This is a genomic window from Kribbella sp. NPDC056861, from assembly GCF_040687575.1.
Taxonomy (GTDB): domain Bacteria; phylum Actinomycetota; class Actinomycetes; order Propionibacteriales; family Kribbellaceae; genus Kribbella.
Genome location: NZ_JBFBNQ010000004.1, coordinates 319,653 through 342,886 on the forward strand (window position 1 = coordinate 319,653; position 23,234 = coordinate 342,886).

The 23,234-nt window shown below is 68.4% G+C and carries 22 protein-coding genes; 17 read left to right on the forward strand and 5 right to left on the reverse strand.

Translation table 11 applies throughout. From position 1 onward, the window contains the following. The first annotated feature begins 359 nt into the window (after positions 1–359). The 3 genes from AB0P21_RS20995 (at position 360) to AB0P21_RS21005 (ending at position 3,018) form a co-directional block, all read left to right on the forward strand. Positions 360–749, forward strand: coding sequence for a hypothetical protein (locus AB0P21_RS20995; protein WP_363698792.1), 390 nt, complete (start codon positions 360–362; stop codon positions 747–749). Positions 750–833: 84 nt separating this feature from the next. Continuing rightward, positions 834–1,712: a hypothetical protein gene (locus tag AB0P21_RS21000; RefSeq protein ID WP_363698793.1), complete on the forward strand. Its 879-nt coding sequence runs from the start codon at positions 834–836 to the stop codon at positions 1,710–1,712. Positions 1,713–2,031: 319 nt separating this feature from the next. Beyond that, positions 2,032–3,018, forward strand: coding sequence for a LuxR C-terminal-related transcriptional regulator (locus AB0P21_RS21005; protein WP_363698794.1), 987 nt, complete (start codon positions 2,032–2,034; stop codon positions 3,016–3,018). Positions 3,019–4,403: 1,385 nt separating this feature from the next. Here AB0P21_RS21005 and AB0P21_RS21010 read toward each other — a convergent pair. Then, positions 4,404–5,237: an alpha/beta hydrolase gene (locus AB0P21_RS21010; protein ID WP_363698795.1), complete on the reverse strand. Its 834-nt coding sequence runs from the start codon at positions 5,235–5,237 to the stop codon at positions 4,404–4,406. A 71-nt stretch (positions 5,238–5,308) separates the two neighbouring features. On the opposite strand from AB0P21_RS21010, the gene AB0P21_RS21015 reads away from it, so the two are divergent. Then, complete coding sequence (locus AB0P21_RS21015) at positions 5,309–6,067, forward strand: TetR/AcrR family transcriptional regulator C-terminal domain-containing protein (RefSeq protein ID WP_363698796.1); 759 nt, start codon at positions 5,309–5,311, stop codon at positions 6,065–6,067. 159 nt (positions 6,068–6,226) lie between these two features. Here the strand turns inward: AB0P21_RS21015 and AB0P21_RS21020 are convergent, their stop codons facing one another. From AB0P21_RS21020 to AB0P21_RS21035, 4 genes are read right to left on the reverse strand one after another with little or no spacing between them, the layout of a single operon-like run. Continuing rightward, positions 6,227–6,922, reverse strand: a complete 696-nt coding sequence (locus tag AB0P21_RS21020; RefSeq protein WP_363698797.1) for a pentapeptide repeat-containing protein — start codon at positions 6,920–6,922, stop codon at positions 6,227–6,229. A gap of 26 nt (positions 6,923–6,948) precedes the next feature. Then, the gene (locus AB0P21_RS21025; RefSeq protein WP_363698798.1) at positions 6,949–8,349 is read right to left on the reverse strand and encodes an ROK family protein; all 1,401 of its coding nucleotides are present in this window, start codon (positions 8,347–8,349) and stop codon (positions 6,949–6,951) included. Positions 8,350–8,382: 33 nt separating this feature from the next. Beyond that, the gene (locus AB0P21_RS21030; protein WP_363698799.1) at positions 8,383–9,078 is read right to left on the reverse strand and encodes a hypothetical protein; all 696 of its coding nucleotides are present in this window, start codon (positions 9,076–9,078) and stop codon (positions 8,383–8,385) included. 1 nt (position 9,079) lies between these two features. After that, positions 9,080–9,607 (reverse strand): SigE family RNA polymerase sigma factor, encoded by a 528-nt coding sequence (locus tag AB0P21_RS21035; protein WP_363698800.1) that lies wholly within the window; start codon positions 9,605–9,607, stop codon positions 9,080–9,082. A gap of 77 nt (positions 9,608–9,684) precedes the next feature. Here AB0P21_RS21035 and AB0P21_RS21040 point away from each other — a divergent pair, with 77 nt between their 5' ends. The 13 genes from AB0P21_RS21040 (at position 9,685) to AB0P21_RS21100 (ending at position 23,226) form a co-directional block, all read left to right on the forward strand. After that, entirely contained in the window at positions 9,685–10,521 is an 837-nt protein-coding gene (locus tag AB0P21_RS21040; protein ID WP_363698801.1) for an alpha/beta hydrolase, read from the forward strand. Between the two features lie 104 nt (positions 10,522–10,625). Beyond that, positions 10,626–11,384 carry a hypothetical protein gene (locus tag AB0P21_RS21045; protein WP_363698802.1) on the forward strand — a complete coding sequence of 253 codons (759 nt, stop codon included), beginning with the start codon at positions 10,626–10,628 and terminating at the stop codon, positions 11,382–11,384. Positions 11,385–11,427: 43 nt separating this feature from the next. After that, positions 11,428–12,117, forward strand: coding sequence for a YcnI family protein (locus AB0P21_RS21050; protein WP_363698803.1), 690 nt, complete (start codon positions 11,428–11,430; stop codon positions 12,115–12,117). Between the two features lie 2 nt (positions 12,118–12,119). Beyond that, the gene (locus tag AB0P21_RS21055) at positions 12,120–12,629 is read left to right on the forward strand and encodes a copper resistance CopC family protein (RefSeq protein ID WP_363698804.1); all 510 of its coding nucleotides are present in this window, start codon (positions 12,120–12,122) and stop codon (positions 12,627–12,629) included. Further along, entirely contained in the window at positions 12,626–13,639 is a 1,014-nt protein-coding gene (locus AB0P21_RS21060; RefSeq protein ID WP_363698805.1) for a CopD family protein, read from the forward strand. Before AB0P21_RS21055 ends, AB0P21_RS21060 begins: the two co-directional genes overlap by 4 nt. Before the next feature lie 29 nt (positions 13,640–13,668). Continuing rightward, positions 13,669–14,163 carry a MarR family winged helix-turn-helix transcriptional regulator gene (locus AB0P21_RS21065; RefSeq protein WP_363698806.1) on the forward strand — a complete coding sequence of 165 codons (495 nt, stop codon included), beginning with the start codon at positions 13,669–13,671 and terminating at the stop codon, positions 14,161–14,163. A 109-nt stretch (positions 14,164–14,272) separates the two neighbouring features. Next, positions 14,273–14,836, forward strand: coding sequence for an NAD(P)H-dependent oxidoreductase (locus AB0P21_RS21070; RefSeq protein WP_363698807.1), 564 nt, complete (start codon positions 14,273–14,275; stop codon positions 14,834–14,836). Positions 14,837–14,927: 91 nt separating this feature from the next. Further along, positions 14,928–17,171 carry a discoidin domain-containing protein gene (locus AB0P21_RS21075; RefSeq protein WP_363698808.1) on the forward strand — a complete coding sequence of 748 codons (2,244 nt, stop codon included), beginning with the start codon at positions 14,928–14,930 and terminating at the stop codon, positions 17,169–17,171. 193 nt (positions 17,172–17,364) lie between these two features. Next, positions 17,365–18,903 (forward strand): ABC transporter substrate-binding protein, encoded by a 1,539-nt coding sequence (locus AB0P21_RS21080; protein ID WP_363698809.1) that lies wholly within the window; start codon positions 17,365–17,367, stop codon positions 18,901–18,903. Beyond that, on the forward strand, positions 18,904–19,842 hold the full coding sequence (locus tag AB0P21_RS21085) for an ABC transporter permease (protein ID WP_363698810.1): 939 nt from the start codon (positions 18,904–18,906) through the stop codon (positions 19,840–19,842). It abuts the gene before it with no gap. Next, entirely contained in the window at positions 19,839–20,636 is a 798-nt protein-coding gene (locus tag AB0P21_RS21090) for an ABC transporter permease subunit (RefSeq protein ID WP_363698811.1), read from the forward strand. Before AB0P21_RS21085 ends, AB0P21_RS21090 begins: the two co-directional genes overlap by 4 nt. After that, on the forward strand, positions 20,633–22,183 hold the full coding sequence (locus tag AB0P21_RS21095; protein ID WP_363698812.1) for an ATP-binding cassette domain-containing protein: 1,551 nt from the start codon (positions 20,633–20,635) through the stop codon (positions 22,181–22,183). The genes AB0P21_RS21090 and AB0P21_RS21095 overlap by 4 nt, the downstream gene beginning before the upstream one ends. Continuing rightward, positions 22,180–23,226 (forward strand): pyridoxal-phosphate dependent enzyme, encoded by a 1,047-nt coding sequence (locus tag AB0P21_RS21100; RefSeq protein WP_363698813.1) that lies wholly within the window; start codon positions 22,180–22,182, stop codon positions 23,224–23,226. The genes AB0P21_RS21095 and AB0P21_RS21100 overlap by 4 nt, the downstream gene beginning before the upstream one ends. The last annotated feature ends 8 nt before the right edge of the window (positions 23,227–23,234 follow it).

Here is a 23,234-nt window from a genome sequence, read left to right on the forward strand (position 1 = left end):
CTTCGGGGGGATGGAAGGGACCGATGGGTCAGGTTGTCTGGTGGTTGCCTGTTCTGGTGGGGGCACTGGGGATAGGTGTGCTGGACGGTCTGAGTTGGTCTCGGAGTTGTGGGCGTGGGTGGTGGAGGACGGTGTGACCGGGGAGCGCAGGGCTCCACGTTTGGGGATGCGTCGCAAGGGCCGGGTCAGCTCAACCAGGTGGTGAGCTCGAGTCGGTCGATCAGTCGGGGTGTACGGGGCGGTACACCTGGCCAGATCGCGCATCTACCGGTTGCACAGGGTTCCCACCATCCGCGCCCACGCAGTATTTCGGGAGGGGAGCGCGGGTGGGCTCGGGAGAGGCTGTTCGGGAAGTCGTGGTGATCGATCCTGTTGATCTGGAAGAGATCCGGGAGACCGCTCGGCGGGCTGGGGCGGAGATGGCCGAGGTACCGCCGTTTCGGGGGATCGAGACGGTGATGACGAGCTTGCTGGTGGTCGGGGATGCCGCCGCGGTCGGGGTGGTGCAGGACGAGGTCGAGCGGCGTCGCGGTGGGCTGGTGTTCGATCTGCGGGTGGGGGCGATTCGGCCGATCCACCGGAGCCGGGCGCTGCGGCAGGGTGAGTTGAAGGTGGTCGCGGTCGACGGGGTGGTTCGGATCGAGCGGTGTGATAGTGAGGTGATCGCCGCGCTCACTCGGCTGGCGTCCGGTCGTGGGGAGAAAACGGTCGCGATGGTGAATGAGGCTGCGGTGAGTCTGGTTCGGTGAGCTGCGGCTTGGGTTGGTCCTGTTCGGTGAGTCGAGGTCGGTGAGCCGGGGTCGGTGAGCTGGGTTTGGTGAGACAGTCGAGGTGTGAGCCTCGTCGAGATCGCCTGCGACGAGTCCGGCTATGAGGGCGAGAAGCTGGTCGGCGGGGTCACCGATGTCTTCGCGCATGCGGCGATCGCGCTGGATCGAGAGACTGCCGCCGGGTGTGTGGCGGAGTTGCGGGAGCGCATCAGGTCGCCCGCCACGGAGTACAAGGCCAACCATGTACTCCGGTCGAAGCACCGGCCGGTCCTGCTGTGGCTGCTCGGTTCGAGTGGACCGCTGCTCGGGCAGGCGCAGGTGCAGTTGATCGACAAGGCCTATTTCCTGGTCTCGCAACTGACCGGGCAGTTGGCCGATGAGCCGGCCGACGACCTCTACCGGGCGGGGCGCGGTACCGGCGGGTGGAACGAATTTCTGGAAGCGGGGAACGACCTGCTGCGGGCGGGGGAGAACGCCGAGGTCTTCTACTCGGCGCTCGACCGGCTGGAGTACGAGGACCCGACGGTCAAGGCGCTGAAGAAGTCGAGGCCGCGGGCCGAAGCGTTGATCCTGGCGGAGCCGCCGGTGATCTCGCCGCTCGATCCGTTGATGCGGGCGATCGCTCGGGCGGTCGAGTACTGGGGTGAGCGGAGCCGGTGGGTCGCGATCGCGCACGATCGGCAGACGACGCTGTCGCCCGAACGCATCGCCCAACTCCAGGCCGGTACTGCGCTGGCGCGGCTGGAGTTGGTGCATTCGTTCACCGATCCGCGGATCCAGGTCGCGGATTTCCTGGCCGGGGTGGCTCGCAAGATCGCCTCCGATCAACTCAAGGGTGACGACGACGCGGAGCTGACGGCGCTGATTCGGCCGTATGTCGATCCGCGGTCGACCTGGGGTGACCTGGCCAGCTGGCAGCGGCTGACCGGGTCCGGCTCCTGACGGATCGCGGTCGAGCTGGGGTGATCTGGCCAGCTGGCAGCGGCTGACCGGGTCCGGCGCCTGACAGAACGCGGTGGTCAACAGCTGCTCGACTGCTCGGCGGGAGTTCGACGAGGAGACGGATCTGTTGACCGATTCCCCTTGGCAACCGAGCGTGACGGCGGGCATAGTGCTCCGCAGACAGCAGCGCCGGCTCAGTACAGGCATCAGCACTGACTTCAGGTTCGACAGGAGTGCTGACTTAGAGTTGACCTCAGAGCTGGCAATCGAGCCGACGGTTCGAGCCGATCGTTCGAGCCGACAGGGGGAATCGCGGCCGGTGGAAGCGGACAGGCCTGCACCGTTGCGGGTGGATGCCGAGACGGCGATCATCCTGCGCGAGGCGTACCACAAGATCGAGTCGCTGTATCGGGGCGATCACTACGGGTTGTACGACTACGTCCGGGCGGTGGCCGGCAAGATCGCCACCGTCGACAGCTTCTACGTCGGCTTCCTGCACGGCTCGAACCGGGTCCGCTACCCGTACGGCTACGACTCCGGCCGGTACGACGACCCCGCGACGCACATCTTCGGCCCGAACGGTCAGACCGCCTGGTTGCTCAAGCAGCGGCAGACCTACCGGTTCGCGTACGACAACGGCGCGGTCCTGCACGCGGGAGTGCCCACCGGGGACCTCACCAGGGAGTCGCAGGACGCGGTGACGGTGCCGATCTTCCGGCCGGCCAAGAACGGGCCCGACCAGCTGTTCGGCATGTTGTCGATGCACAGCTACACGCCGAACACCTATGACGACAACGCGGTCCGGGCGTTCGAGTGGTTGTGCGGGATGGTCGAGCGGGTGCTCACCCGCGAAGACGAGGACAAGGACGCGCTGCGCCGGCTGCCGGCCGGTGACGACAGCCCGAACCTGCTCACCTCCGATCACGTGATGGAGTACATCGGTCAACGGATCGCCGGACTGCGCGAGATCGCGGTCGAGGCGATGGACGAACCCTCAGCAGTCGACTCCCCGGTCCAGGAACACCTGCGCCGCCTGATCCGGGCCACCGAGGTGATGCAGTCGGAGCTGATGGAGATGATGCTCGAAACCGACGACGGCCCCGAACAACGCTTCACCGCCCTCACCAAGGCCCAGCAAGGCGTCGCGGTACTACTGGTCGACGGTCTCGAGAACGACCAACTCGCAGCTGAACTAGGCATCAGCCTCAACACGGTCAAGACCCACCTCAGCGCAATCCTCCGCAAGTACGGCATGGCAAACCGAGCCCAGGTAGCCGACGACGTCCGCAAGTACCTCGCCCGCTAGCCGGGAGCCGAGAGCGGCTAGCTCGCAAGTACCTTGCCCGTTTGCCCGTTTGCCCGCTTGCCCGCTTGCCCGCTTGCACCTGACCGCTAACCGCTGGCGCGCGAGTCGCTTGCCGCTAGCCGCTGGCGCTGGCGCTGGCCCGAACAGCTCAGTACAAGCCGCTAGCCCGCTGACCAGCTGCCTGAAACCCCGAGCAGGATGCAGGCTCAGGTGGTCCTGCGCAGCGGCCGGGATCGCGCTCGGCGGGTCGAGCGGTTGCCGGACATCTTGGTGATGCCGGCCGCCAGCACCAGGAATGTCTAGGAGTTGATGGACCGCCTGACCAGCCGGGAGCCGAGAGCCGCCGGACGAGAGCCGGGCCAGCCGCGAGCTGCTAGCCGCCGGCCGCGAGCCCCGACCGGGCGCCGGAGCCGCCAGCCGGGAGTGGCCAACCGCCGCCAGCCGAGAGCCGCCAGCTGCGAGCCGCCGGCTGCGAGCTGCGACCGGGAGCCGGGAGTCGCCGGTCGAGAGCCGGGTCGGCCGCGAGTCGCTGGCTGGGTGCCGCGAGCCGTCAGCCGGGGGGTAGCCAGCCGGGAGCTGCGAGCCGTCGCCAACTGCCAGCCGCCAGTGCTAGCCGCTAGCCGCGAGTCGCCGCGAGCCAGGAACCGGGGAGCCGGGAGTAGCCAGCCCGCCGGTCGGAGCCACCGGCCGGGAGCCGCGAGCAGCGAGCAGCGAACGGCGAACAGCGACTCGCCGGACGAGAGCCGCCAGTCACCAGTCGCCGACCGCGAGCCGGGTGCGGCGAGCTGTCAGCCGGGAGCTGCGCGCCGCCGCCAGCCGCCAGTCGCCAGCCGCCAGCCGCTGAGCCGTTGAGCAGCCGACCAACTGCCTGAAAACCCGAGCAAGATGCAGCTGCAGGTGGTCCTGCGCGGCGGCCGGGATCGCGCGCGGCGGCCGAGCGCGTGCTGGACATCTTGGTGATTCCGGCTGTCAGCACCACGAACGTCTAGGAGTTGACGGAACGCCTGACTGGCCGCGAGTCGAGAGTCGCCGGACGAGAGCCGGGCCGGCCGCGAGTCGCTGGCCGGGTGCCGCGAGCCGTCAGCCGGGAGCGGCCAGCCGGAAGCTGCGAGCCGCCGCCAGCCGCGAGCCGAGCCGCTAGCCGCGATCGAGGTCTGGGAGCCGGGAGCAGCAGGCTGCCAGCCGGAGCCTCCAGCTACCAGGCTGGAGCACTAGCCGTGAGCCGCTGGCCCGTTGAGCAGCTGACTAGCTGCCCGAGAACCCGAGCAGGATGCAGGCGGAGGTGGTCTTGCGTGGCGCAGTACTTGGCGTCAGGCGCCGCGGCTGGCGACTTGATGGGCTCGGGGGAGTCGCCCGGCGAGGGTCAGGCTCCGGGGCGGCGGGGCTCAGGCGCCGAGTTGTTTGGCTAGCCAGGGTTCAACGATGGGGAGGATTCGGGCGGCTTGCATGGCTTGCATGTGGTCGAGGCCGTCGAGTAGGTGCACGGTCCAGCCCAGTTGCTCGAGGACTACCTGGTTGGCGGTGAGGGGGGTGCCGATGCTGACCAGGGTGTTGCCCCAGCGTTCGCCGTAGCGGATGTTGTCGGCGCTGCCGGCGATGCAGAGGCGGGGGATGGTGAGGTCTGCCTGGATCGAGCGGTCGTCGAAACCCTTCAGGGCTTGGTAGAGAGTCATGAACTGCTGGGTCTGGTCCTTGCTCAGGGCAATCTCTGCGTTGTCCCAGTCGCCGGGCTCGACCTTCTCGGGCTCCGGCTGGTCTGGCTCGGAACGGTTGGTCTCGGCTTGGATTGCTTCGGTGTGGGTTGCCTCGGTGACGGCGAGCATTGCGTCGTACGGGCCGTCCAGTGGTGGGTAGCCGCCCATCGCCAGGGCGGTCAGCCGGTTGGTGCGGATCGCTAGTTGGAGACCGGCCATGCCGAGCCAGCTGTAGCCGTAGTACGCGAAGGTGTCGGCGCCGGCGGCATCCGCGATGGCGAGGAAGTCTGCGACGAGCGTATCCGGGGTGAGGGTGTCCGGCTTGGGGTTGGCTTGGAGGAAGCCCTCGTAGTCGAACGCGATCACCCGGAAGCGGCGGCTGAAGCCCGCGACCAGGGTGTGGCCGAGCGCCGGGTCGGCGCCCCAGGCGCGCATCTGATCGGTGGCCGGGCCCTCGACGGGGGCGGCCGGATTGACCGGCAGCAAGAGATTTGGGCCTTCGCCGTGTACTTCGAAGTCCACCATCGGGAAACTCCTTACGATGTATAGTGAGCGACGACGCAACGGTAACAGTTTACGGCGTAAGGAGTAAATCGATGGCGGTGCAGACCGGTCAGGGTGACCCGGGGCGGACGCTGGCGCTGCTGTGGGGCAAGGTCGCGACCCCGAAGCGTGGGCCGCGGCACGCCATCGGTTCCGACGAGGTGATCGCCGCGGCGGTGGGGATCGCGGACGCGGACGGGCTGGAAGCGGTCACTATGCGGGCCGTGGGCAACGAGCTCGGCCGGACGGCGATGTCGCTCTACACCTATGTGCTCAGCCGCGACGTGATGGTCGATCTGATGTACGACAGCGTCCACGCGGAGGTTGGCGAGGTGAAGAGCGGGGCGAGTTGGCAGAAGGCGATCACGCGCTGGTGTGTCCAGCTACGGGAGCTGTATCTGCGGCATCCGTGGTTGCTCGATGTCTCGTCGGCGAGGCCGGTGCTCGGTCCGCGCGAGCAGGAGGTGCTGGAGTCGCTGTTGCGGATCCTGGCGACCGCAAGCCTGCCGCTGAAGGATCGGCCGGCGGCGACGAGTGCTCTGTTCAGTGTCGTGCGCGGGGCCGCACGCCAAGCTGTCGAGGCGAGGAGCGCGGTGACCGAGGCGGATGCGGAGTGGTGGGCCGCTCGGGGGCAGGCTCTGGCTGAGGCTGCCCCGGACTTCGCTGAGCGCTTCCCTGAGTCGACGGCGATCGCCGCTCAACAACGGAAGGGCGGTGGTCAACCCTGGATCCGTGCCGCTGATCAGGCGTTCACCGGCGCGGTTGGCCTGCTCGTCGACGGGATTGGTCAACGTGTCGCGGTTAAGGGTTGAAACTGAGCCTCAGGATCCGGGGTGGTCGTCTGGGTCGTTGAGGGGATTGCTCGAGGTGTCGCGGTTAGGGGGTGAGACTGAGCCTCAGGATTCGGGGTGGTCGTCTGGGTCGTTGAGGGGATTGCTCGACGTGTCGCGGTTAGGGGCTGAGACTGAGCCTCAGGACGCGGCGTGGTCGTCCGGGTCGCCGAGGGTGATGCCCAGTGCTGTCGCCATCGCGACGGTGACGGCGAGCGTGTCGATTGGGGAGGAGTTGGCGATGGTGGCGCCGGCCAGGCTGCCGATGCCGCGCGTGCCGTCCCAGGTGCAGTCGACGAAGACGGCGCCGGTCGCGGATACCTGCGAGAACTCGACGCCGGTCAGGTCGCAGCGGCGGAAGACGGTGCCGCTCAGATCGGCCGAGACGAAGTCGGCGCCTTGTAACCGGCAGTCGGTGAACTCGACCTTCACGAACTTCGCGAACCGGAACGACGCGAAGTCGAGCACCGTGTCCCGTAGCGTCACGTGCTGCAGGTTCAGGCCGGGCCCGGCGAACCCGGTCAGCCGTGACGACGTGATCGATAGCCGGGTGCCGGACGCGTCGGCCCAGCGCGCGTTCGCGAGATCGCAGTGGTCGAGCTCGAGGTCGACCAGGATCAGCTTCTCCAGCTCCGAGCCGCCCAGGTTGACCCTGGTCAGCCGGCAGCCGCTGAGCTCGACGTGTTCGGCGAACAGCCCGCCGAGGTTCTGGTCGGTCAGCTCCAGGTCGGTGAGCCGGTCCTCGTCACCCACTTCGTCCGCGGTCAGCGCCCGCTCCTCAAGCTGCGTGCGCAGGCGAGGGGTGGCGATCTTGGTGGCGGCTTTGCGAGGAGGCATGTCCGCCACCGTAGCGACCGCCTCCGTCAGTTTTCGGTCGCGGTACTCCGGAGGTAGTGCTCTGCCGCCCCGATCAGGGCCGAGTGCTCGGTGTCGGCCGTCGCGCTGACCGGGAACGGGAACACCTCGGCGACCACGTCGAATGCGCCGGAGATCGACCCGCCGAGCACGACCCGGGTGGCGCCGAAGCGTTCGAGCCATGGCACCAATGCGTCGGACAGGACCTGGAACGCGCCGACCAGGGCGCTCTTGGCGGCCGCGTCGCCTGCACGAGCTGCCTCGGCGATCTCCTTCACCCCGGTACTCCGGGCAGGCGGCGCGCTGAGCGCATGCTCCGTCGACCCGGCGCTCCGGGCAAGTGGCGCGTCGAGCGCACCCGCCGTCGATCCGGTACTCCGGGTAGGCGGCGCGCCGAGCGCATGCTCCGTCGACCCGGCGCTCCGGGCAAGTGGCGCGCCGAGCGCGCCCGCCGATGACCCGGTGCTGTGGGCAGTCGGCGCGCCGAGCGCATTCTCCGTTGCCCCGGTATCGTGCGCCTGCGGTGTGCCGAGCACATGCTTCGTTGCCCCGGTATCGTGCGCCTGCGGTGTGCCGAGCGCGTCCTTCGTTGCCCCGGTATCGTGCGCCTGCGGTGTGCCGAGCGCGTCCTCCGTCGCCCCGGAATCACGCGCCGACGGCGTGCCGAGAACCTCCCCGGTGTCACGTGCTGGCGGTGTGCCGAGGGCATCGTCGGTGTCGCGTGCTGGCGGTGTGCCGAGGGCATCGTCGGTGTCGCGTGCTGGCGGTGTGCCGAGCGCATCGTCGGTGTCGCGTGCTGGCGGCGAGCCGAGCGCATCCCCGGCATCACCCGCCGGCGCCGCGGCGAGCGCTTTGTCGTACCGGCGGAGGATCGCCCGGGCCGAGATCCACTCCTCGATCGGCTTGCCGTCGAACGTTGTCTGGTACAGCTCGCCGCCCGGTGGCACCGAGTCGCCGGTCCGGACTACGCGGCCGTCGGCCAGGAAGGCTGAGCCGATGCCGGTGCCGATCGTGATGCCGACGCACCGATCGAGGCCGCGTAGCTCGCCTGCGGACCACTCGCCGACGGTGAACGCTTCGGCGTCGTTCATGAAGACGACCTGGTCGAGCCCGAGCTCATCGCGCAGGCGCTGGCCGAGGTCCTGACCGTAGAGCGAGGCGAACTTGTCCAGTTTGTACCAGGCGACGCCGGCCTCGAAGTCGAACGGGCCGGGCAGCGCCACCGCCAGTCCCTTTGCCAAGGGCAACTTCTTGGCGGCGGCGCACAGCTCGCCGACGATGGAGTCGGCCGAGGCCTTCGAATCCAGCCCGGCGCGATAGACGCCCTCCACCTGGCCGGTCGACGGCGTGACCATCGCCGCCGTCACGTGGCTGCCACCGATCTCCAGTACAGGTATCCCCGAGTTCATGGGGCCCATCATTCCCGACGGGCGGCTCCCAGCTCAGCGTTGGGCCACGACGCGCTGCGGTTGCCCGGCGAACTTGAACCTGATGACAGCGCCGGGGAGTGGGCCGGGCCACGGAGTCTGCTCGACCCGTCGGTAGGCGAAGAAGCCGCCCTTGACGGTGGCGATGCCGACGTGGCCGTCCGTGGTCTCGACGGTGACGCGCAGGTCGGGGCTTTTCGGAGTTCTGCCGAAGGCCGTGGTGACGCTGCCGGGCTCCTGCAGCCCTCGGCCGACGGCGGCGGACTTCCGGAGTACGAGCGTGGCCTCGCCGTCTCTCGGGATCACCGAGTCCTTGGCTCCGCCGCCCCACTCCGTCGTGCAGTAGGCGATGGTCGAGGGATCCCCGGGTGCGTGGCGCACGGACGATGTTCCGTAGGTGTCCTGGACCAACACGATCACTGGCCAGGCCCAGGCAGTCAGGCCGTTGCCGTCCTGGTCGCTGCACAGTCCGCTGCTGCCCTCCGGTGCGGCTGAGGCCGGGGGAGCGGCGGGAGAGGGGTGGTCGGTGCTGCCGAGGGCAAACATGGTGCCGGTGGCAACCACGGCGACCGATGCGGCGGTGGCGACGACCGCCAGCAGCCGACGGTTGCGAGTTTGCCGGCGACCGGTCGCGACCAGGTGGCCGACGTCCGGGGTGAAGGCCTGCCGTTCGGTTGCCTCGTGCATCAGGTCTTTCAGTTGACGGGTCATCTCAGCCTCCTAGCCCGGCGAAGTCGGAGAGGTCGGCGAGCGCTGGATCGAGGCGGAGCTTCTGCAGCGCTCGCAGGGTCTGGCTCTTGACGGTTCCGGTGCTGCAGCCGAGTGCCTCCGCGGTCTCGTCGACGGACAGCTCGTCGAAGTACCGCAGTACGACGCAGGCCCGCTGGCGGGGTGGGAGCTCGGCGAGTAACTGGATGATCAGCAGCCGGTTCTCCAGTACGCCGACCGGATCCGCCGGATCGGGGGTGGCGGTGAAGTAGGTCTCGCCGCCGACCAGTTCGGAGCTGGACCGGCGCCGGAGCCCGTCCAGCGTGGTCGAGACCACCACCTTGCGGGCATACGCGCCGATCGCGCCTTTGCGTTGCAGCCGCGGCCAGCTCCGGTACAGCTTGAGCAGCGCCTCCTGGGTCGCGTCCTCAGCTCGCCGCCAGTCCCCACACAGCAGGTACGCCGTATTGCAGAGCCCGTTGGCGTGATGGGTCACGAAGTCGACGTACTCGCGCTCGGCCTCGCTCTTCACACCTGTCCCTCCCTGGATGTCAGGCTACAAACGTGCCGACCGCCAGATCGGTTGCCTGAATCCGGCAAACTGGCCGCATGTCTGAACTGATCGTCGACGGTGTGAAGGTCAGCTACCACGTCGCCGGCTCCGGCCCGGTCTGCCTGGTCCACTCCGGCGGCCCTGGTATCCACTACGACTACCTGCGGATGCCGGAGCTCGAGCGGCACCTGACGATGGTCTACCTCGAGCCGGTCGGGACGGGAGCGTCCGACCTGCTGCCCGACGGCGACTACAGCATGGAGAAGTACGCGTACTTCGCGGACCAGGTGGCTCAGCACCTGGGCGAGGAGAAGGTCTTCTTCCTCGGTCACTCCCACGGCGGGTTCGTCGCGTTGCAGTTCGCGCTGGACTATCCCGACCGGCTGCGCGGCGTGATCGTCTACGACGGGATGGCGTTCAACGGTCAGGAGCTCGGCGAGGAGGCGTTCCGGCAGATCGAGGCGTACGTCGCTCGCCGGCCGGCGGGGGATCCGGTCGCGGCGCAGGTGCTGGCGGCCTGGCAGGAGGAGACGCCGGAGGACAAGGCGAGTCAGGTCGACGCGCTCCAGCGGCTGCTGCCGGTCTACTTCAAGGACTTCGAGGAGATCGCGCCGCGGCTGGCCGACTGGTTCCCGCTGGTCGACATCACCATCGACCCGAACCGGCAGCCGTCGGCGTGGGACGTTCGTGAGCGGCTGGGCGAGATCGCCGTACCGGTGCTGGTGATCGTGGGTGCCTACGACTTCATCTGCGGTGAGAAGTGGGCGCGGCAGTTGCACGATGGGATCAAGGGGTCTGAGTTGGTCGTCCTGGGCGATTCGGGGCACTTCGGGCACTTGGAGGAGCCGGAGGCGTTTTTCGGCGCCGTACTGCGTTTTGCCGCGGCACACTGAGACGGGATCCCGCTGGGGCCCGCTGATCCGTAGAGTTGTCTCGAGCGCGGCCCGCCCACCGACGGTCACGCTGCCTTCACTGCCGATGACGAGGGTGACCGGAGTTGCGTGCCGAGACGAGTGCGACGTCCGCCGTCGCGACGCTGAGCGTCGCGGTCGCGGTGGTCGGCCACGTCCTGGTCGGCGGCTCGGCCTCGGTCGCGGCGGTTCCGCAGCTTGTGGTGTTGGGGGCGATTGCTTGGTCGCTCGGTGAGCACCTGACGGGTCGGCGTTGGCTGACTGTCGCCGGGTTGGCGGCGCTTCAACTGGTCACCCATCTGACGCTGGATGCGAGCCACAGGCCAGTCGTCGCACCAGCGGCTGCACCGCATCCGGCGATGGACGCCGCATCGATGGGCCACAGCTCGGCGCACGAGATGACGGCAATGGACCACGCCGCGATGGGCCACACCGGCGTCAACCACGCCGCGATGGGTCATGCCGGCGTTGACCACGCCGCGATGGGCCACGCCGGCATGGCAACGCCGATGCCGGAGCCCCTGGCCGGTGCCGCCCCGGCGGCGGCCGAGCCGGCAGCGTCGATGCACGGTGGGTTTGCTGACGCAGTGAGCATGTCGGCCGCGCACCTCTTCGTCTTACTCGCCGGCGTCCTGCTGATCGGCAGCACCCACCGCTGGGTCCAACGCGTACTACGAATCCTCTCTCGCCTAGTCCCGCAGCTGCCAGCAGCAGCGGTCACCATCCCGGGGGTGCGCGCAGCGCTGCCCGGCGTACCGGAGCAGCCGCGGCTCACCCAGCGCTGGCTGACCTCGAGCGTGTCGCGGCGTGGGCCGCCGGCGTACGGAGTGCTTGCAGCTCTGTAGTGATCCGCCCCCACACCGTATGCCCCAGAGAGGGTTCAAAGTCATGTCCAAGAAGCTCGTACTGCGTGCTGCCGCGATTGCCGCGGCCACTGCGCTCGTCCTGGTAGGCGGCGTCAATTCGGCCTCCGCCCACGTCACTGTCTCGTCGCCGGATGCCAAGCCGGGCGGCTACGCCAAGCTGGTGTTCCGGGTGCCGACCGAGTCCGACACCGCCAGCACCACCAAGCTGTCCGTCTCGCTGCCCAAGGACTACCCGTTCGCCCACGTCGGCGCGCAGGTGAAGGGCGGCTGGAAGGTCGTCAAGACCACCGAGAAGCTGCCGAAGGAGGTCAAGGTCGGCGACGTCACGCTGACCGAGGCGATCACAACTGTCACCTGGACCGCCGAGGGCAGCGGCGTACCGGCGAACGACTTCGACGAGTTCGCCCTGTCGGTCGGCAAGCTGCCCGAGGGAGTCGACTCGCTCAGCTTCCCCGCGGTGCAGACCTACAGCGACGGCAAGGTGGTCAAGTGGGAGCAGGTGGCCAAGGACGCCGCCGACAAGCCGGAGCACCCGGCCCCGGCGCTGAAGCTGTCCACGGCGATCGCCCCGGTGGCGGCGACCACTGACACCGACAAGGGTGGTTCGTCGGACACCCTGGCCCGGGTGCTCGGCGGGGCCGGGCTGCTGCTCGGCCTGGTCGGGCTCGGCCTCGGTCTGCGGGCCGGCCGGACGCGGAAGGTCACGCCGTAATCGTGCGCCGCTTTTCCGGATTGCTGGTGGCGTCGCTGCTCGTCCTGGTGGTTTCCACCGGGACGGCGGCGGCGCACGCCAAACTCGAGTCCATGACCCCGGCCGACGGTTCGACGTCGGCCGCCCCGCCGACCCAGGTGGTGCTGACCTTCAACGAACCGGTCGGCAGCACCGGCGCCGAGGTCCAGGTCAAGTCGCCGAAGGGCACCAACGTCTCCACCGGTGAGATCAAGGTGATCGACAAGACCGTCACCCAGCCGGTCGACGGCCTGGTCGATGTCGGCCGGTACACCGTCGACGCCCGGATCGTGTCGGCCGACGGCCACCCGATCACCGTCACCGCCAGCTTCACGATCACCCACGCCGGTCATGCCGCGACGCCTGCTGTCGCAGCACCTCCGACCAAGGACAGCAGCTCGAACGTCGTCGTGATCGTCGCGATGGCGCTCGTGATGCTGGTCGTCGTCGCCTTGGCTGTCGTCATCGTCCGTCGCCGTCCTGCGCCTCAATGACGGTCGACACGGCTCCCCGGGTATCGGGGAAGGTCCTGGCCGCCGGGGTCGTCGCCGCCGGTTTCGTGGTCCTGCTCGTGGCATTGCTCGCCGCGGGTGGAGCCCCGAAGCCGCTACCCGCCGGCCTGCAAGGAGCCGGTACGCCGGTCTCCTGGGCCGTCCCCGTACTACGCCTGCTCGCTGACCTCGCCGCGATCGCCACCGGTGGCGCGGTGCTGGCAGCAGCCTGGCTACTTCCACAATCTGACGGAAAGCTCGCAAAACAAGGGCTTCGAGCCTGTCAGGATGCGGCAGTAGCGGCTGGGGCGTGGGCGGTGGCCGCCATCGGCGGGTTGCTGGCCAGCGCTTCAGTGATCCTCGGCGTGCCAATGTCGCAGTTGGCCGCGCGAGCCGGGGATGCCGGGGGAGTCAACCAGGTCAGGGCTCTGGCGGTCTCAGCGCTGCTGACGGCCGTGCTGGCGGTGGTGTTGTCCGGCGCTCGTACGGTCGCGACCGCGCGGATTGCGTTGGTGTTGACCGCAGCAGCGTTGACCGCGCCGTTGCTGACCGGCCACGGAGCGATCGAGCGGACGGCGTTCTGGTCCGTGCTCGCCACCTCGTCGCTGGTCATCCACGTCTTCTGCGCAACCGCCTGGATCGGCGGCCTCGGATCACTGATCAGGTACGGCCGCGACCAGCTCCCCGCGATCGAGAAATTCAGCCGCCTGGCCTTCGGCTGCGCGATCGCGATCGGCCTGACCGGCCTGCTCACCGCCGAGATCCACCTCGGCGGCCGCGAGGACGGCCTCGGCCTGATCACCCAATGGGTCACCACCGGGTACGGCGCTCTGGTCTTCGCCAAGGCGGTCGCGTTCACCCTCCTGGTCTGGATCGGATGGCGTCATCGCCAGTCGACCCTGCCCGCCCTCGCCGCCAACGAACCGGGTGCCTTCTGGCGGCTGGCCGGTGTCGAGCTCCTGGTGATGGCCGGCACGGTCGGCCTCGCCGTGGCGCTCTCGCGCACCCCGTGACATGTCAACAGAGCACGTAAGATGGGCAGATGACCGAGACGCGATGGCTGGATGCGCGGGAGGCGCATCTGTGGCAGTCGTATCGTGACGCCTACCAAGAGCTGACCACGGCGCTCGAGGGGCGGCTGATCCGCAACTCCGGCTTGTCCGGCGCCGACTACGCGCTGCTGCATCCGGTGTCCAGCTCGGAGAACGGCGTACTGCGGACCCGCGACCTCGGCCGGTCGATCGGCTGGGAGCGGAGCCGGTTGTCGCACCAGGTGAGCCGGATGGAGAAGCGCGGCCTGGTGGTGCGCGAGGAGTGCGAGTCGGACGCCCGTGGCTCGATGGTCCGGTTGACCGACGCCGGCCGGGCCGCGATCGAGGCGGCGGCGCCGGATCACGTCGACGCGGTCCGCACCCACTTCCTGGAGAAGCTGACCCGCGAGGAGCAGGAGCAGCTCACCAAGATGCTCGACCGGGTCCTCGCCGACCTGCCGAGCCGGGACCTCTGCCGCGAAGACGGCACCACCCCACCCTGCTGACAGCAGCCGTTCCACCCGAGTGACCCACCTCATAGGTTGATGCGTCATCTAAATCTGCTACTTTTGGTGATGCGTCACCAAACATGACCCCCTCTGCGTTAGGAAGAACATGCCCAAGATCGCGATCATCCTCGGCAGCACCCGGCCGGGCCGCAACGGCGAGGCCGTGGCCAACTGGGTCCTGGACATCGCCAAGCAGCGCAGCGACGCCGAGTTCGAACTGGTCGACATCGCGGAGTACAAGCTGCCGCATCTCGACGAGGCGGTCCCGCCGTCGATGGGCCAGTACACCCAGCCGCACACGCTGGCCTGGGCCGAGAAGATCGGCTCCTTCGACGGCTACGTGTTCGTCACGCCGGAGTACAACCACTCCACCTCGGGCGCGCTGAAGAACGCCATCGACTTCCTCTTCGCGGAGTGGAACGACAAGGCGGCCGGCTTCGTCAGCTACGGCGCCGTCGGCGGCGCCCGCGCGGTCGAGCACCTGCGGTTGGTGATGGGCGAGCTGAAGGTCGCCGACGTCCGCAACCAGGTCACCCTGTCGCTGGCCACCGACTTCAAGAACTACTCCGAGTTCACCCCGGCGGAGTACCAGGAGGGCGCGCTCGGCACCGTCCTGGACCAGGTCATCTCCTGGAGCAACGCGCTGGCCACGGTCCGCGCCGCCGCCTGACGGTGTCAGTGAGCTTCGACCTGCGTTGAAAGGGCTTGTCCACCCGTTCCGGCCGCTGCCACCGTGGCATCGGCCGGAAGGAGTGGTCCCGATGCGCGGGTTCGAGATGCTGGTACTGGTGGCGGCTCTCGTGGTGGCAGCCGCACTGCCACTGGCGGGTTCGAGTGACGCCGAGGCGGACGCCGCTCAGGAGCGAGCGGCCACGCCGGTCAACCTGGCGATCGGGAAGGCGATCACGGCCACCGACAGCCTGAAGAACTTCGAGGCCCGCAAAGCGATCGACGGCAACAGCTCCACCTACTGGGCGGCCGCCGACGGGCGCAAACCGAAGACGCTCGAGGTCGACCTCGGCAGCGCGTACGCCGTCACCGGGGTCGAGCAGAACTTCAAGGACGTCGACACCCACTCGTTCCTGATCGAGGCGAGCACCAACCGGACCAGCTGGACGAGGCTGCTCGACAAGACGACCGGAGCCCGCGGCCAGACCTTCAGCCAGGGTGTCAGCGGCAACTATCGCTATGTGCGCCTGACCGTCACCGGCTCGGCCTCGAACTTCTGGGCCGGAAGCACCGAATTCGCGATCTACGGTATCGATCCGCAGCCCCGCAACCTGGCCCGCGGAGTCTCAGCGACGTCCTCGTCCCACGGACCGGGGTACGAGCCGTTCAAAGCGGTGGACGGCGACGGTACGTCGTACTGGGGTGCGGAGGTCTCGGGGATGCCGCAGTGGCTGATGCTCGATCTGGGCAGCAGTATCGCGGTGGACCGGATCGAGCAGTCGTTCGTCGACAACGACACCTGGACCTTCAAGATCGAGGGCTCGCAGGACAAGACGAACTGGCAACTGTTGCTGGACGAGACCGACGGCGTGGTCGGCCGGGTCTTCAGCAAGGTTCTCTCCGGCAACTACCGGTACCTCAAGCTGACCGTGCTCGGCAGCGCGGCCGGGCACTGGGCCTGTTCGCAGGAGTTGAAGGTGTTCGGCACCGGCGAGCCGGTCACCACCAAGTGGTGGGAGAGCCGCTCCGGGGTGATGCGGTTCTATCCGGTCTGGCAGCAGCTTCGGCTGGACGCGATCACCGCGCAGCTGGACACCTTGAAGAGTCAGGGGTTCCGGGCGATCGAGCTGTCGCCGGTCTCCGACGGCAACAAGGATCTGTGGGCCGGGCTGCCGGTGATGAACCTGTACCAGGTGGACCCCGACATCGGCACCATGCAGGACTTCGAGGAGTTGCTGCAGGCCGCGCACGCGAGGGGGATGAAGGTCATCATCTTCACCAACCCCGGCTATGCGTCGATCGATTCGCCGTACTTCCAGAAGGCGCAGGACGACTTCCGCGCCAACGTCCAGAGCGTCGAACGCTCGTGGTTCGACCTGCGCAAGCAGCCGGGGGCGTACCCCGAGTTGTGGCACTACAGCGCCCGGGCGCAGGGCTACTACTGGGGCACCTGGGATGCCAAGGCGCCGTCGTTCAACTACTCGAGCCAGGCCTGGCTCGACGAGGCCCGCAAGTACCTGCGGTTCTGGATGGACAAGGGGGTCGACGGTATCGCGCTGGACGCGCCGAACGTCTATCACACGACCACGGTGGCGAAGAACAACTACGCGATCACCGACGTACTGCGCAACTACGACACCTTCATGAACGGCGAGGGGGTGCGCGAGCCGCAGTACATCTACGACTGGCACTACAACAGCCTGCAGGACTACACCATCACCCAGTGGGCCGAGCCGCCGAACCCGGGCAGCAGCGCGATCCTCAGCGCCATCGACAGCGGCAACCCCAGTGGCCTGGAGAACACTCTCAAGAACTACCGCGACCTGATGGTGAACGCCGGCGGCGTCACCCAGACCGCGCCGAACTGGGGGCGGACCAACTACCCGGTCGACCGGCGGCTGCTGGAGATCGCCACGATGACGTCGATGGGCACCTTCTTCTACCTGCACAACGACTACTACACGATCCTCCCGCACGAACAGCAGATCCCGAACTGGCCGGCGGACCAGCGCGAGACCCTCTACAAACTGATCCGGGCCCAGAACAGTTCACCCGCCCTCGCGCCACTCGGTCTCCGGGTCAAGCTGCCGACCAGCAACGACCAGAAGTACTACGCCTACAAGCGGACCAGCAAGGACGGTACGGCGAAGGCGCTGGTGCTGCTCAACTTCCAGAGCACCCCGCAGACCGTCTCGGTCGACCTCACCGGCACCGGCATCGCGCTTGGTCAGACGCCGACCGATCTGGTCGAAGGAACTGCCGGCCCGGCGATCACCGGCGCCACGTATCAGGTCCAGCTCCCGGCGTTCGGGTTCAAGCTGCTGAGCGTGCAATAGCGGAGGTGACTCCCAGTACTCGGAGTTCGTCGGCGGTGACACGCCGTCACGGGCGACGCTCGGGCGGGCTGTGCCGGAAGAATGATGAGCGTCGTTCAGATGCGCCTGAATTTGACAACTATTTTCATTAACGGCAGGATTCGAGCCGGCGACCACTCCTCGTCGGAGCCCTCTCACCGTGAAGGAAATACGGATGTCCGATGCTCTGAACAGACGGGGATTCCTCGGGTTCGCTGGCGCGCTGAGCCTGGCCGCGGTGACCGGTTGCGGTGCCGACGGGACCGGTGGTGCCACGGCCGCGCCGAAGGCAGGTGGCCGGTTGCGCGCGGTCTTCGCCGGCGGTGGCGCCAAGGAGGTGATCGACCCGCACGTGCAGAGCCTGTTCGTCGACATCGCCCGGCACAAGGCGATCTACGAGAAGCTCGTCGAGCTGGGTCCCGACCTGAAACCGTTGCCACGGCTGGCCGAGAAGTGGGAGCCGGACGCGCAGGCGGCGACCTGGCGGTTCACCCTGCGGGACGCGACCTTCCACGACGGCAAGAAGCTGACCAGCGAGGACGTGCTCTACAGCCTGGCCCGGATCGCCGACCCGAACACCCCCGAACGCGTCGCCCAGTCCTCGCTCGCCGCGCTCGATCTGAAGCGCTGCAAGGCGATCGATCCGCGCACGGTCGAGCTGGTGCTGACCGCCCCGAACGCCGAGTTCCCCGCGTTGCTGGCCGGGATCGGCACCCAGATCGTTCGCAACGGGTTCAAGGACCCGACCAAGCCGATCGGCACCGGCGCCTTCAAGTTCGTCTCCTTCGAGGCCGGCCGCTCGCTGGTCGCCAGCCGGTACGACGAGTACTGGGACGGCGCGGCGAAGCTCGAGGAACTGCAGATCCTGTCCGCCGACGCCGAGGCGCGCGCCAACGCAGTACAGGGCGGACAGGCGGAGTACGCGAACGACATGACCGCGACCTTCGCCCGGACGGCCGAGGCGGGCAAGACGGTCAAGATCGTCGCGGCCAAGGGCAGCACCACCCACGCGTTCGTGATGAAGCTCGACCAGGCACCGTTCGACAACCCCGACGTCCGGCTCGCGTTCAAGCTGCTCGCGGACCGGCAGCGGCTGGTCGACGTGGTCTTCGCCGGCCGCGGGGTGGTCGGGAACGACCTGTTCGGCAAGGGTTTCCAGTACTACCCGGCCGACCTGCCGCAACGTGAGCGCAACCTCGACGAGGCCAAGGCGCTGCTGAAGAAGGCCGGCCTGCTGAACAAGGAGGTGGAGATCTTCACCTCCGACGCCTCGGCCGGTTTCGTCGAGGCGGCCACGCTGTTCGCCGAGCAGGTCGGCGAGGCCGGGGTGAAGCTCAAGGTGACCACCGGCAGCGCCCAGACGTATGCCAAAGACCTGCTCACCAAGGGCGCGATCGGCAGTCACCGCTCCGGCGCGATGCCGATCCCGCAGTACATCACCGATCGGCTGCTCTCGACGTCGCCGTTCAACGTGACGCACTGGCGGCAGCCGGCCTTCGACGCCGACTTCGCCGCGGCCCAGGTGCAGACCGACGAAGCAGCCCGTACGACGAAGTACGGCGAACTGCAGAAGACGTTGCGGGACACCGGCGGCATCATCGCCTGGGGGCACCCGGACTTCCTGGTCGCGGTCTCGGCCAAGGTGCAAGGGGTGCAGGCGGTGCCGCCGAACACCTTGGACTCGGGCCGGTTCGACAAGGTGTGGCTGGCCTGAATGCGGTCCTATGCTGCCCAGCGGGCCGCATTGGCGATCGTCCAGCTGGCTGTGCTGTCGGTCCTCGTCTTCCTGCTGACGGCGTTGCTGCCGGGCGATGCCGCCGACATGCGGTTCACCGAGACGCTGACACCTGAGCAGGTGGCCCGGCTGCGCGAGCAGCTCGGGCTGGACCAGCCTGCGCTGGAGCGGTTCACGCACTGGTTCGGCAACGTGCTGACCGGCGATCTCGGGACGTCGCTGATCAGCGGCGGGCCGGTGCTCGACATCGTCAAGGCGTCGGTCGGGGCAACGTTGGTGCTCACCGTTGCCACGCTGGCCGTGGTCGTGCCGCTGGCGGTTGCCCTTGGCATCTTGATGGGGACTCGCGAGAACGGCCGGCTGGATCGGGCCATCACCTCGATCACGCTGGCGTTGAGTGCGATCCCGGACTTCGTGATCGCGGTCGTGCTGGTCGCGTTGTTCTCGCTGAAGCTGGGCTGGTTGCCGGCCACGTGGGTTGGCGGCTCGCTGCTGGCGAGTCCGGTGCTGCTGGTGCTTCCGGTGACGGTGTTGCTCGGTCGCACGGTGTGTCTGCTGTCCCGGCAGGTGCGGGCGGGGACGATCAATGCGTTGCACGCGGACTACGTCGTACAGGCTCGGCGGCTTGGAGTGCCGCGACGACGGGTGCTGCTCCGGCACGTGTTGCCGAACGCGGCAGTGCCCGGCGTACAGGAGTTGGCTCGGACCGGGGACACCTTGCTGGGCGGGGTTCTGGTGGTCGAGGCGATCTTCGCGATCCCCGGGTTTGCGACGGCGTTGGTCGACGGGGTCGAGACGCGGGACGTGCCTGTCGTCCAAGGCCTGACTCTGGTGCTCGCCGTCGCCGCGTTGCTGATCAACCTCGGCGCTGACCTGGTCTGCAACCGCCTGGTACCGCGGACGGAGCTGCTGCGATGAGAGCCCGTACGCCGCTCGCCATCTCCGCGTTGCTGGTCCTGATCCCCTTGCTGCTGGCGGTTTTCGGCCCGCTGATCACGCTCGACGTGAAGCCCGGCCTGCCGTACGACGGCAGCGGGCTGCTCGGCACCGACGGCCTCGGCCGCGATGTGCTCAGCCTGTTGCTGGCCGGCGGCCGGTCGGCCCTCGGGATGGCGCTGGGCGCGGTCGTGCTGGCCTACCTCATCGGCGGGCTGATCGGTCTCGTCGCGGCCTCGACCCTGCACCGCTGGGTCGACGAGTTGCTGATCCGGCCTCTCGACGTACTCCTGCCGCTGCCCTCCCTGCTGGTGATCAGCGTGGTCGCCGTCGGCTGGCGTGCCTCGCCGCTCGCGATCACGCTGGCGGTTGCCATGGTCAACGTCCCGACCGTCGCCCGGCTGGTCCGCGCTGCGGCTTTGGATGCCGCGAGCGGACCGGTGGTCGAGGCGTTGCGGATGCAGCGCGAGAGCTGGGTCGGCATCCATCTCGGGTACGTCGGTCGCGCGGTGCTCGGGCCCGTTGCCGCCGACATCGGCACCCGGATCACGCTCGCCGTCTTCCTGGTTGCCTCAGTTAACTTCCTCGGACTCGGCCTGAGCCCGACCGCTCCGGACTGGGCGGTCAGCGTCTCGCGCAACCGCGAGGGGTTGCTGCTGCAGCCGTGGGCGGTGCTCGCGCCGGCGGTGCTGCTGGTCTCGTTCACCCTCGGCTTCAACCTGCTGGCCGACCGTCTGGTCCACCGCACCAGGCGTCTCGCCGAGGTCAAGCGATGAAGCCACTGGTCAGAGTCACCGGGTTGGCGGCGGTCGCAGGCGAGTCGATCCTCGTCGACGGGGTCGACTTCGAGGTCTGGCCCGGTCAGGTGACGGCGCTGGTCGGCGCCTCGGGCTCCGGCAAGACGACCTCTGCGCTGGCCCTCCTCGGCGAACACGGCAACAGCGTCACGCTGAGCGGCCACGTCGAGGTCGACGGACAGCTGGTTGTCGACAGCAACGGCGTGACGGCCGCTGTGTCGCAGGTGCGAGGCCGCGTGGTCGCCTACATGCCGCAGCATCCGGGCAGCGCGCTCAACCCCGCCCGACGGATCGGCGCGGGACTCACCGAGCTGGCCAAGCTCCATCACCCCGGCACGCCAGGCGTCGTACCGGAGGCGCTCAGGGCTGCTCAACTCCCGGCTGACAGAGCCACGCTGCGACGCTTCCCGCACCAATTCTCCGGCGGGCAGCGACAACGGATCGCCCTCGCCCAGGCCCTCACCTGTCGTCCCAAGGTGCTGGTCCTGGATGAGCCGAGCACCGGACTTGACTCGATCACCCGACTCCAGTTGGTCGGCGAGCTGCAGGAGCTCGCGCAGGCCGGGCTGGGCATCTTGTTGCTCAGTCACGATCTCGACCTCGTCCGCGCGTTGGCTGACCAGGTCGTCGTCCTCGACGCGGGCCGGGTGGTGAGCGATGTTCTTCCAACCGCAACACAGCTGACCAGCCGGCCGGGAACCCGTAGTACGGGTGAGCCGTTGCTCCAGGCAATGAACATCTCCGCGTCGCTGCGGGCCCGCGACCGGATCCTGCAGGAGGTCGATCTCGCCGTGCCGTCCGGAGGTTGCGTCGGCGTCGTCGGCCGCTCTGGCAGCGGCAAGACCACGCTGGCCCGCTGCCTGGCCGGCCTGCACGAGCGAATGACCGGCCGCCTCACCCTGGCCGGCGAAGACCTCCCCGTACTGCGCAAGCGCTCACTCGACCAGAACCGTCGAGTCCAGTACGTCTGGCAGGAGGTCCGCGGCTCCTTCGACGAACGCCGATTGGTCGACGACCAAGTAGCCCGTACTGCGGTACGCCTTCGCGGCCTCCCACCGGCCGAAGCCAAACAGGAAGCCGTGGCAACCCTCGCCAGGCTGGGCGTCTCCGCGATGGTCGCGGCCAGACCGCCGAGCCAGCTGTCCGGGGGAGAGCTCCAACGCGCGGCTCTCGCAAGGGCGTTGCTGGCGCGACCCGACGTACTGGTCTGCGACGAGATCACCACCGCACTGGACGAGCGAGGTACGGCCCTCGTCGTCGAGTTGCTGAACGAACTCAAGGACCAGGGCACCGCGCTGATCTGGATCAGCCACGATCTCGGCCTGGTGGCCGCGGTCTCCGACCACGTCCTGGTGCTCGACGCCGGCCGCGTTGTCGAACAGGGGCCACCGGCAACTGTGATGAGGCAGCCGGCCACCGAGCTGACCCAGCGGCTGGTGCAGGCCGCCCTGATCGGCCACGTCCCCCACGATTCTCCGCCCGTGCTGACCGGTAGTGCCGACACGAGGAGCGACCCGCACCGATGAGACAACTCCACGATCACCTGGCGGAGGCGATCAAGGACCCGGACCCGATCCGCGTCGGCGACGACCTGATCTGCCTACGGTTCGAAACGATGAAGGTGTACTCCGCCCTCGGCGCCGTCCGGCACCTGCTGGAGACGGGCGCGGTGCGGCAGGGCGACACCCTGATCGACAGCTCCAGCGGGATCTACGCCCACGCGCTCGCGCTGGCCTGCCACCGGTACGGGATGAAATGCCACATCGTCGGCTCGACCACCGTCGACCGGACGCTGAAGATCCAGCTGGAGATCCTCGGCGCGACCGTCGAGCAGGTCCCGTCGTCGAACAACCTGCAACTGGACCAGAACCTGCGGGTCCGCCGGATCGGCGAGATCCTGCGCGACCACCCGACGTACCACTGGATGCAGCAGTACCACGACGACATCCACTACCTCGGGTACGGCGCGATCGCGGACCTGGTCGCCGACCTGGTGCCGTCCGGGCCGCTGTGCCTGGTCGGGGGAGTCGGCACGGGAGCGTCGACCGGCGCCATCGCGCAGTACCTGCGGGACCGCGGCCGGGATGTGAACCTGGTCGGCGTCCAGCCGTTCGGCAGCATCACCTTCGGCGCCGGGCACACCCAGGACCCCGAGATGATCATCGCCGGGATCGGCAGCTCGATCGAGTTCCGCAACGTGCGGCACGAGCTCTACGACCGGCTGCACTGGGTCTCCTTCGACTACGCGATGTCGGCCGCCGTCGACCTGCTGCGGACCAGTGGCGTCTTCGCCGGCCTGTCCGCGGGAGCGGCGTACCTGTCCGCACTGTGGGAGCACAACTGTGACAGCAGCCGCACCCACGTCTTCCTGGCCGCCGACACCGGCACCCGGTACGTCGAGTCCGCTTTTTCCCGGTACGCCGAGGCGCGGCCGATGGACACCATGCGGCCGCGCGAGATCGACTCGCTGGAGGAGCTGGCCGTTCCCTGGTCGGCGATGTCCTGGGATCGCCGCGAATCGGCGTGGGCGGAGCGCCGCGAGTTCCCATCTGCGACCCCGTCGCATTAACATGCTGA

What these genes read in the sequence shown, in the direction of transcription:
- AB0P21_RS21025 (WP_363698798.1), bottom strand. Translation starts at nt 8,349, where the DNA reads ATGAACTCGGGGATACCTGTACTGGAGATCGGTGGCAGCCACGTGACG.
- AB0P21_RS21090 (WP_363698811.1), top strand. Translation starts at nt 19,839, where the DNA reads ATGAGAGCCCGTACGCCGCTCGCCATCTCCGCGTTGCTGGTCCTGATC.
- AB0P21_RS21030 (WP_363698799.1), bottom strand. Translation starts at nt 9,078, where the DNA reads ATGACCCGTCAACTGAAAGACCTGATGCACGAGGCAACCGAACGGCAG.
- AB0P21_RS21020 (WP_363698797.1), bottom strand. Translation starts at nt 6,922, where the DNA reads ATGCCTCCTCGCAAAGCCGCCACCAAGATCGCCACCCCTCGCCTGCGC.
- AB0P21_RS21010 (WP_363698795.1), bottom strand. Translation starts at nt 5,237, where the DNA reads ATGGTGGACTTCGAAGTACACGGCGAAGGCCCAAATCTCTTGCTGCCG.
- AB0P21_RS21095 (WP_363698812.1), top strand. Translation starts at nt 20,633, where the DNA reads ATGAAGCCACTGGTCAGAGTCACCGGGTTGGCGGCGGTCGCAGGCGAG.
- AB0P21_RS21100 (WP_363698813.1), top strand. Translation starts at nt 22,180, where the DNA reads ATGAGACAACTCCACGATCACCTGGCGGAGGCGATCAAGGACCCGGAC.
- AB0P21_RS21060 (WP_363698805.1), top strand. Translation starts at nt 12,626, where the DNA reads ATGACGGTCGACACGGCTCCCCGGGTATCGGGGAAGGTCCTGGCCGCC.
- AB0P21_RS21080 (WP_363698809.1), top strand. Translation starts at nt 17,365, where the DNA reads ATGTCCGATGCTCTGAACAGACGGGGATTCCTCGGGTTCGCTGGCGCG.
- AB0P21_RS21070 (WP_363698807.1), top strand. Translation starts at nt 14,273, where the DNA reads ATGCCCAAGATCGCGATCATCCTCGGCAGCACCCGGCCGGGCCGCAAC.
- AB0P21_RS21075 (WP_363698808.1), top strand. Translation starts at nt 14,928, where the DNA reads ATGCGCGGGTTCGAGATGCTGGTACTGGTGGCGGCTCTCGTGGTGGCA.
- AB0P21_RS21065 (WP_363698806.1), top strand. Translation starts at nt 13,669, where the DNA reads ATGACCGAGACGCGATGGCTGGATGCGCGGGAGGCGCATCTGTGGCAG.
- AB0P21_RS21015 (WP_363698796.1), top strand. Translation starts at nt 5,309, where the DNA reads ATGGCGGTGCAGACCGGTCAGGGTGACCCGGGGCGGACGCTGGCGCTG.
- AB0P21_RS21085 (WP_363698810.1), top strand. Translation starts at nt 18,904, where the DNA reads ATGCGGTCCTATGCTGCCCAGCGGGCCGCATTGGCGATCGTCCAGCTG.
- AB0P21_RS21050 (WP_363698803.1), top strand. Translation starts at nt 11,428, where the DNA reads ATGTCCAAGAAGCTCGTACTGCGTGCTGCCGCGATTGCCGCGGCCACT.
- AB0P21_RS21040 (WP_363698801.1), top strand. Translation starts at nt 9,685, where the DNA reads ATGTCTGAACTGATCGTCGACGGTGTGAAGGTCAGCTACCACGTCGCC.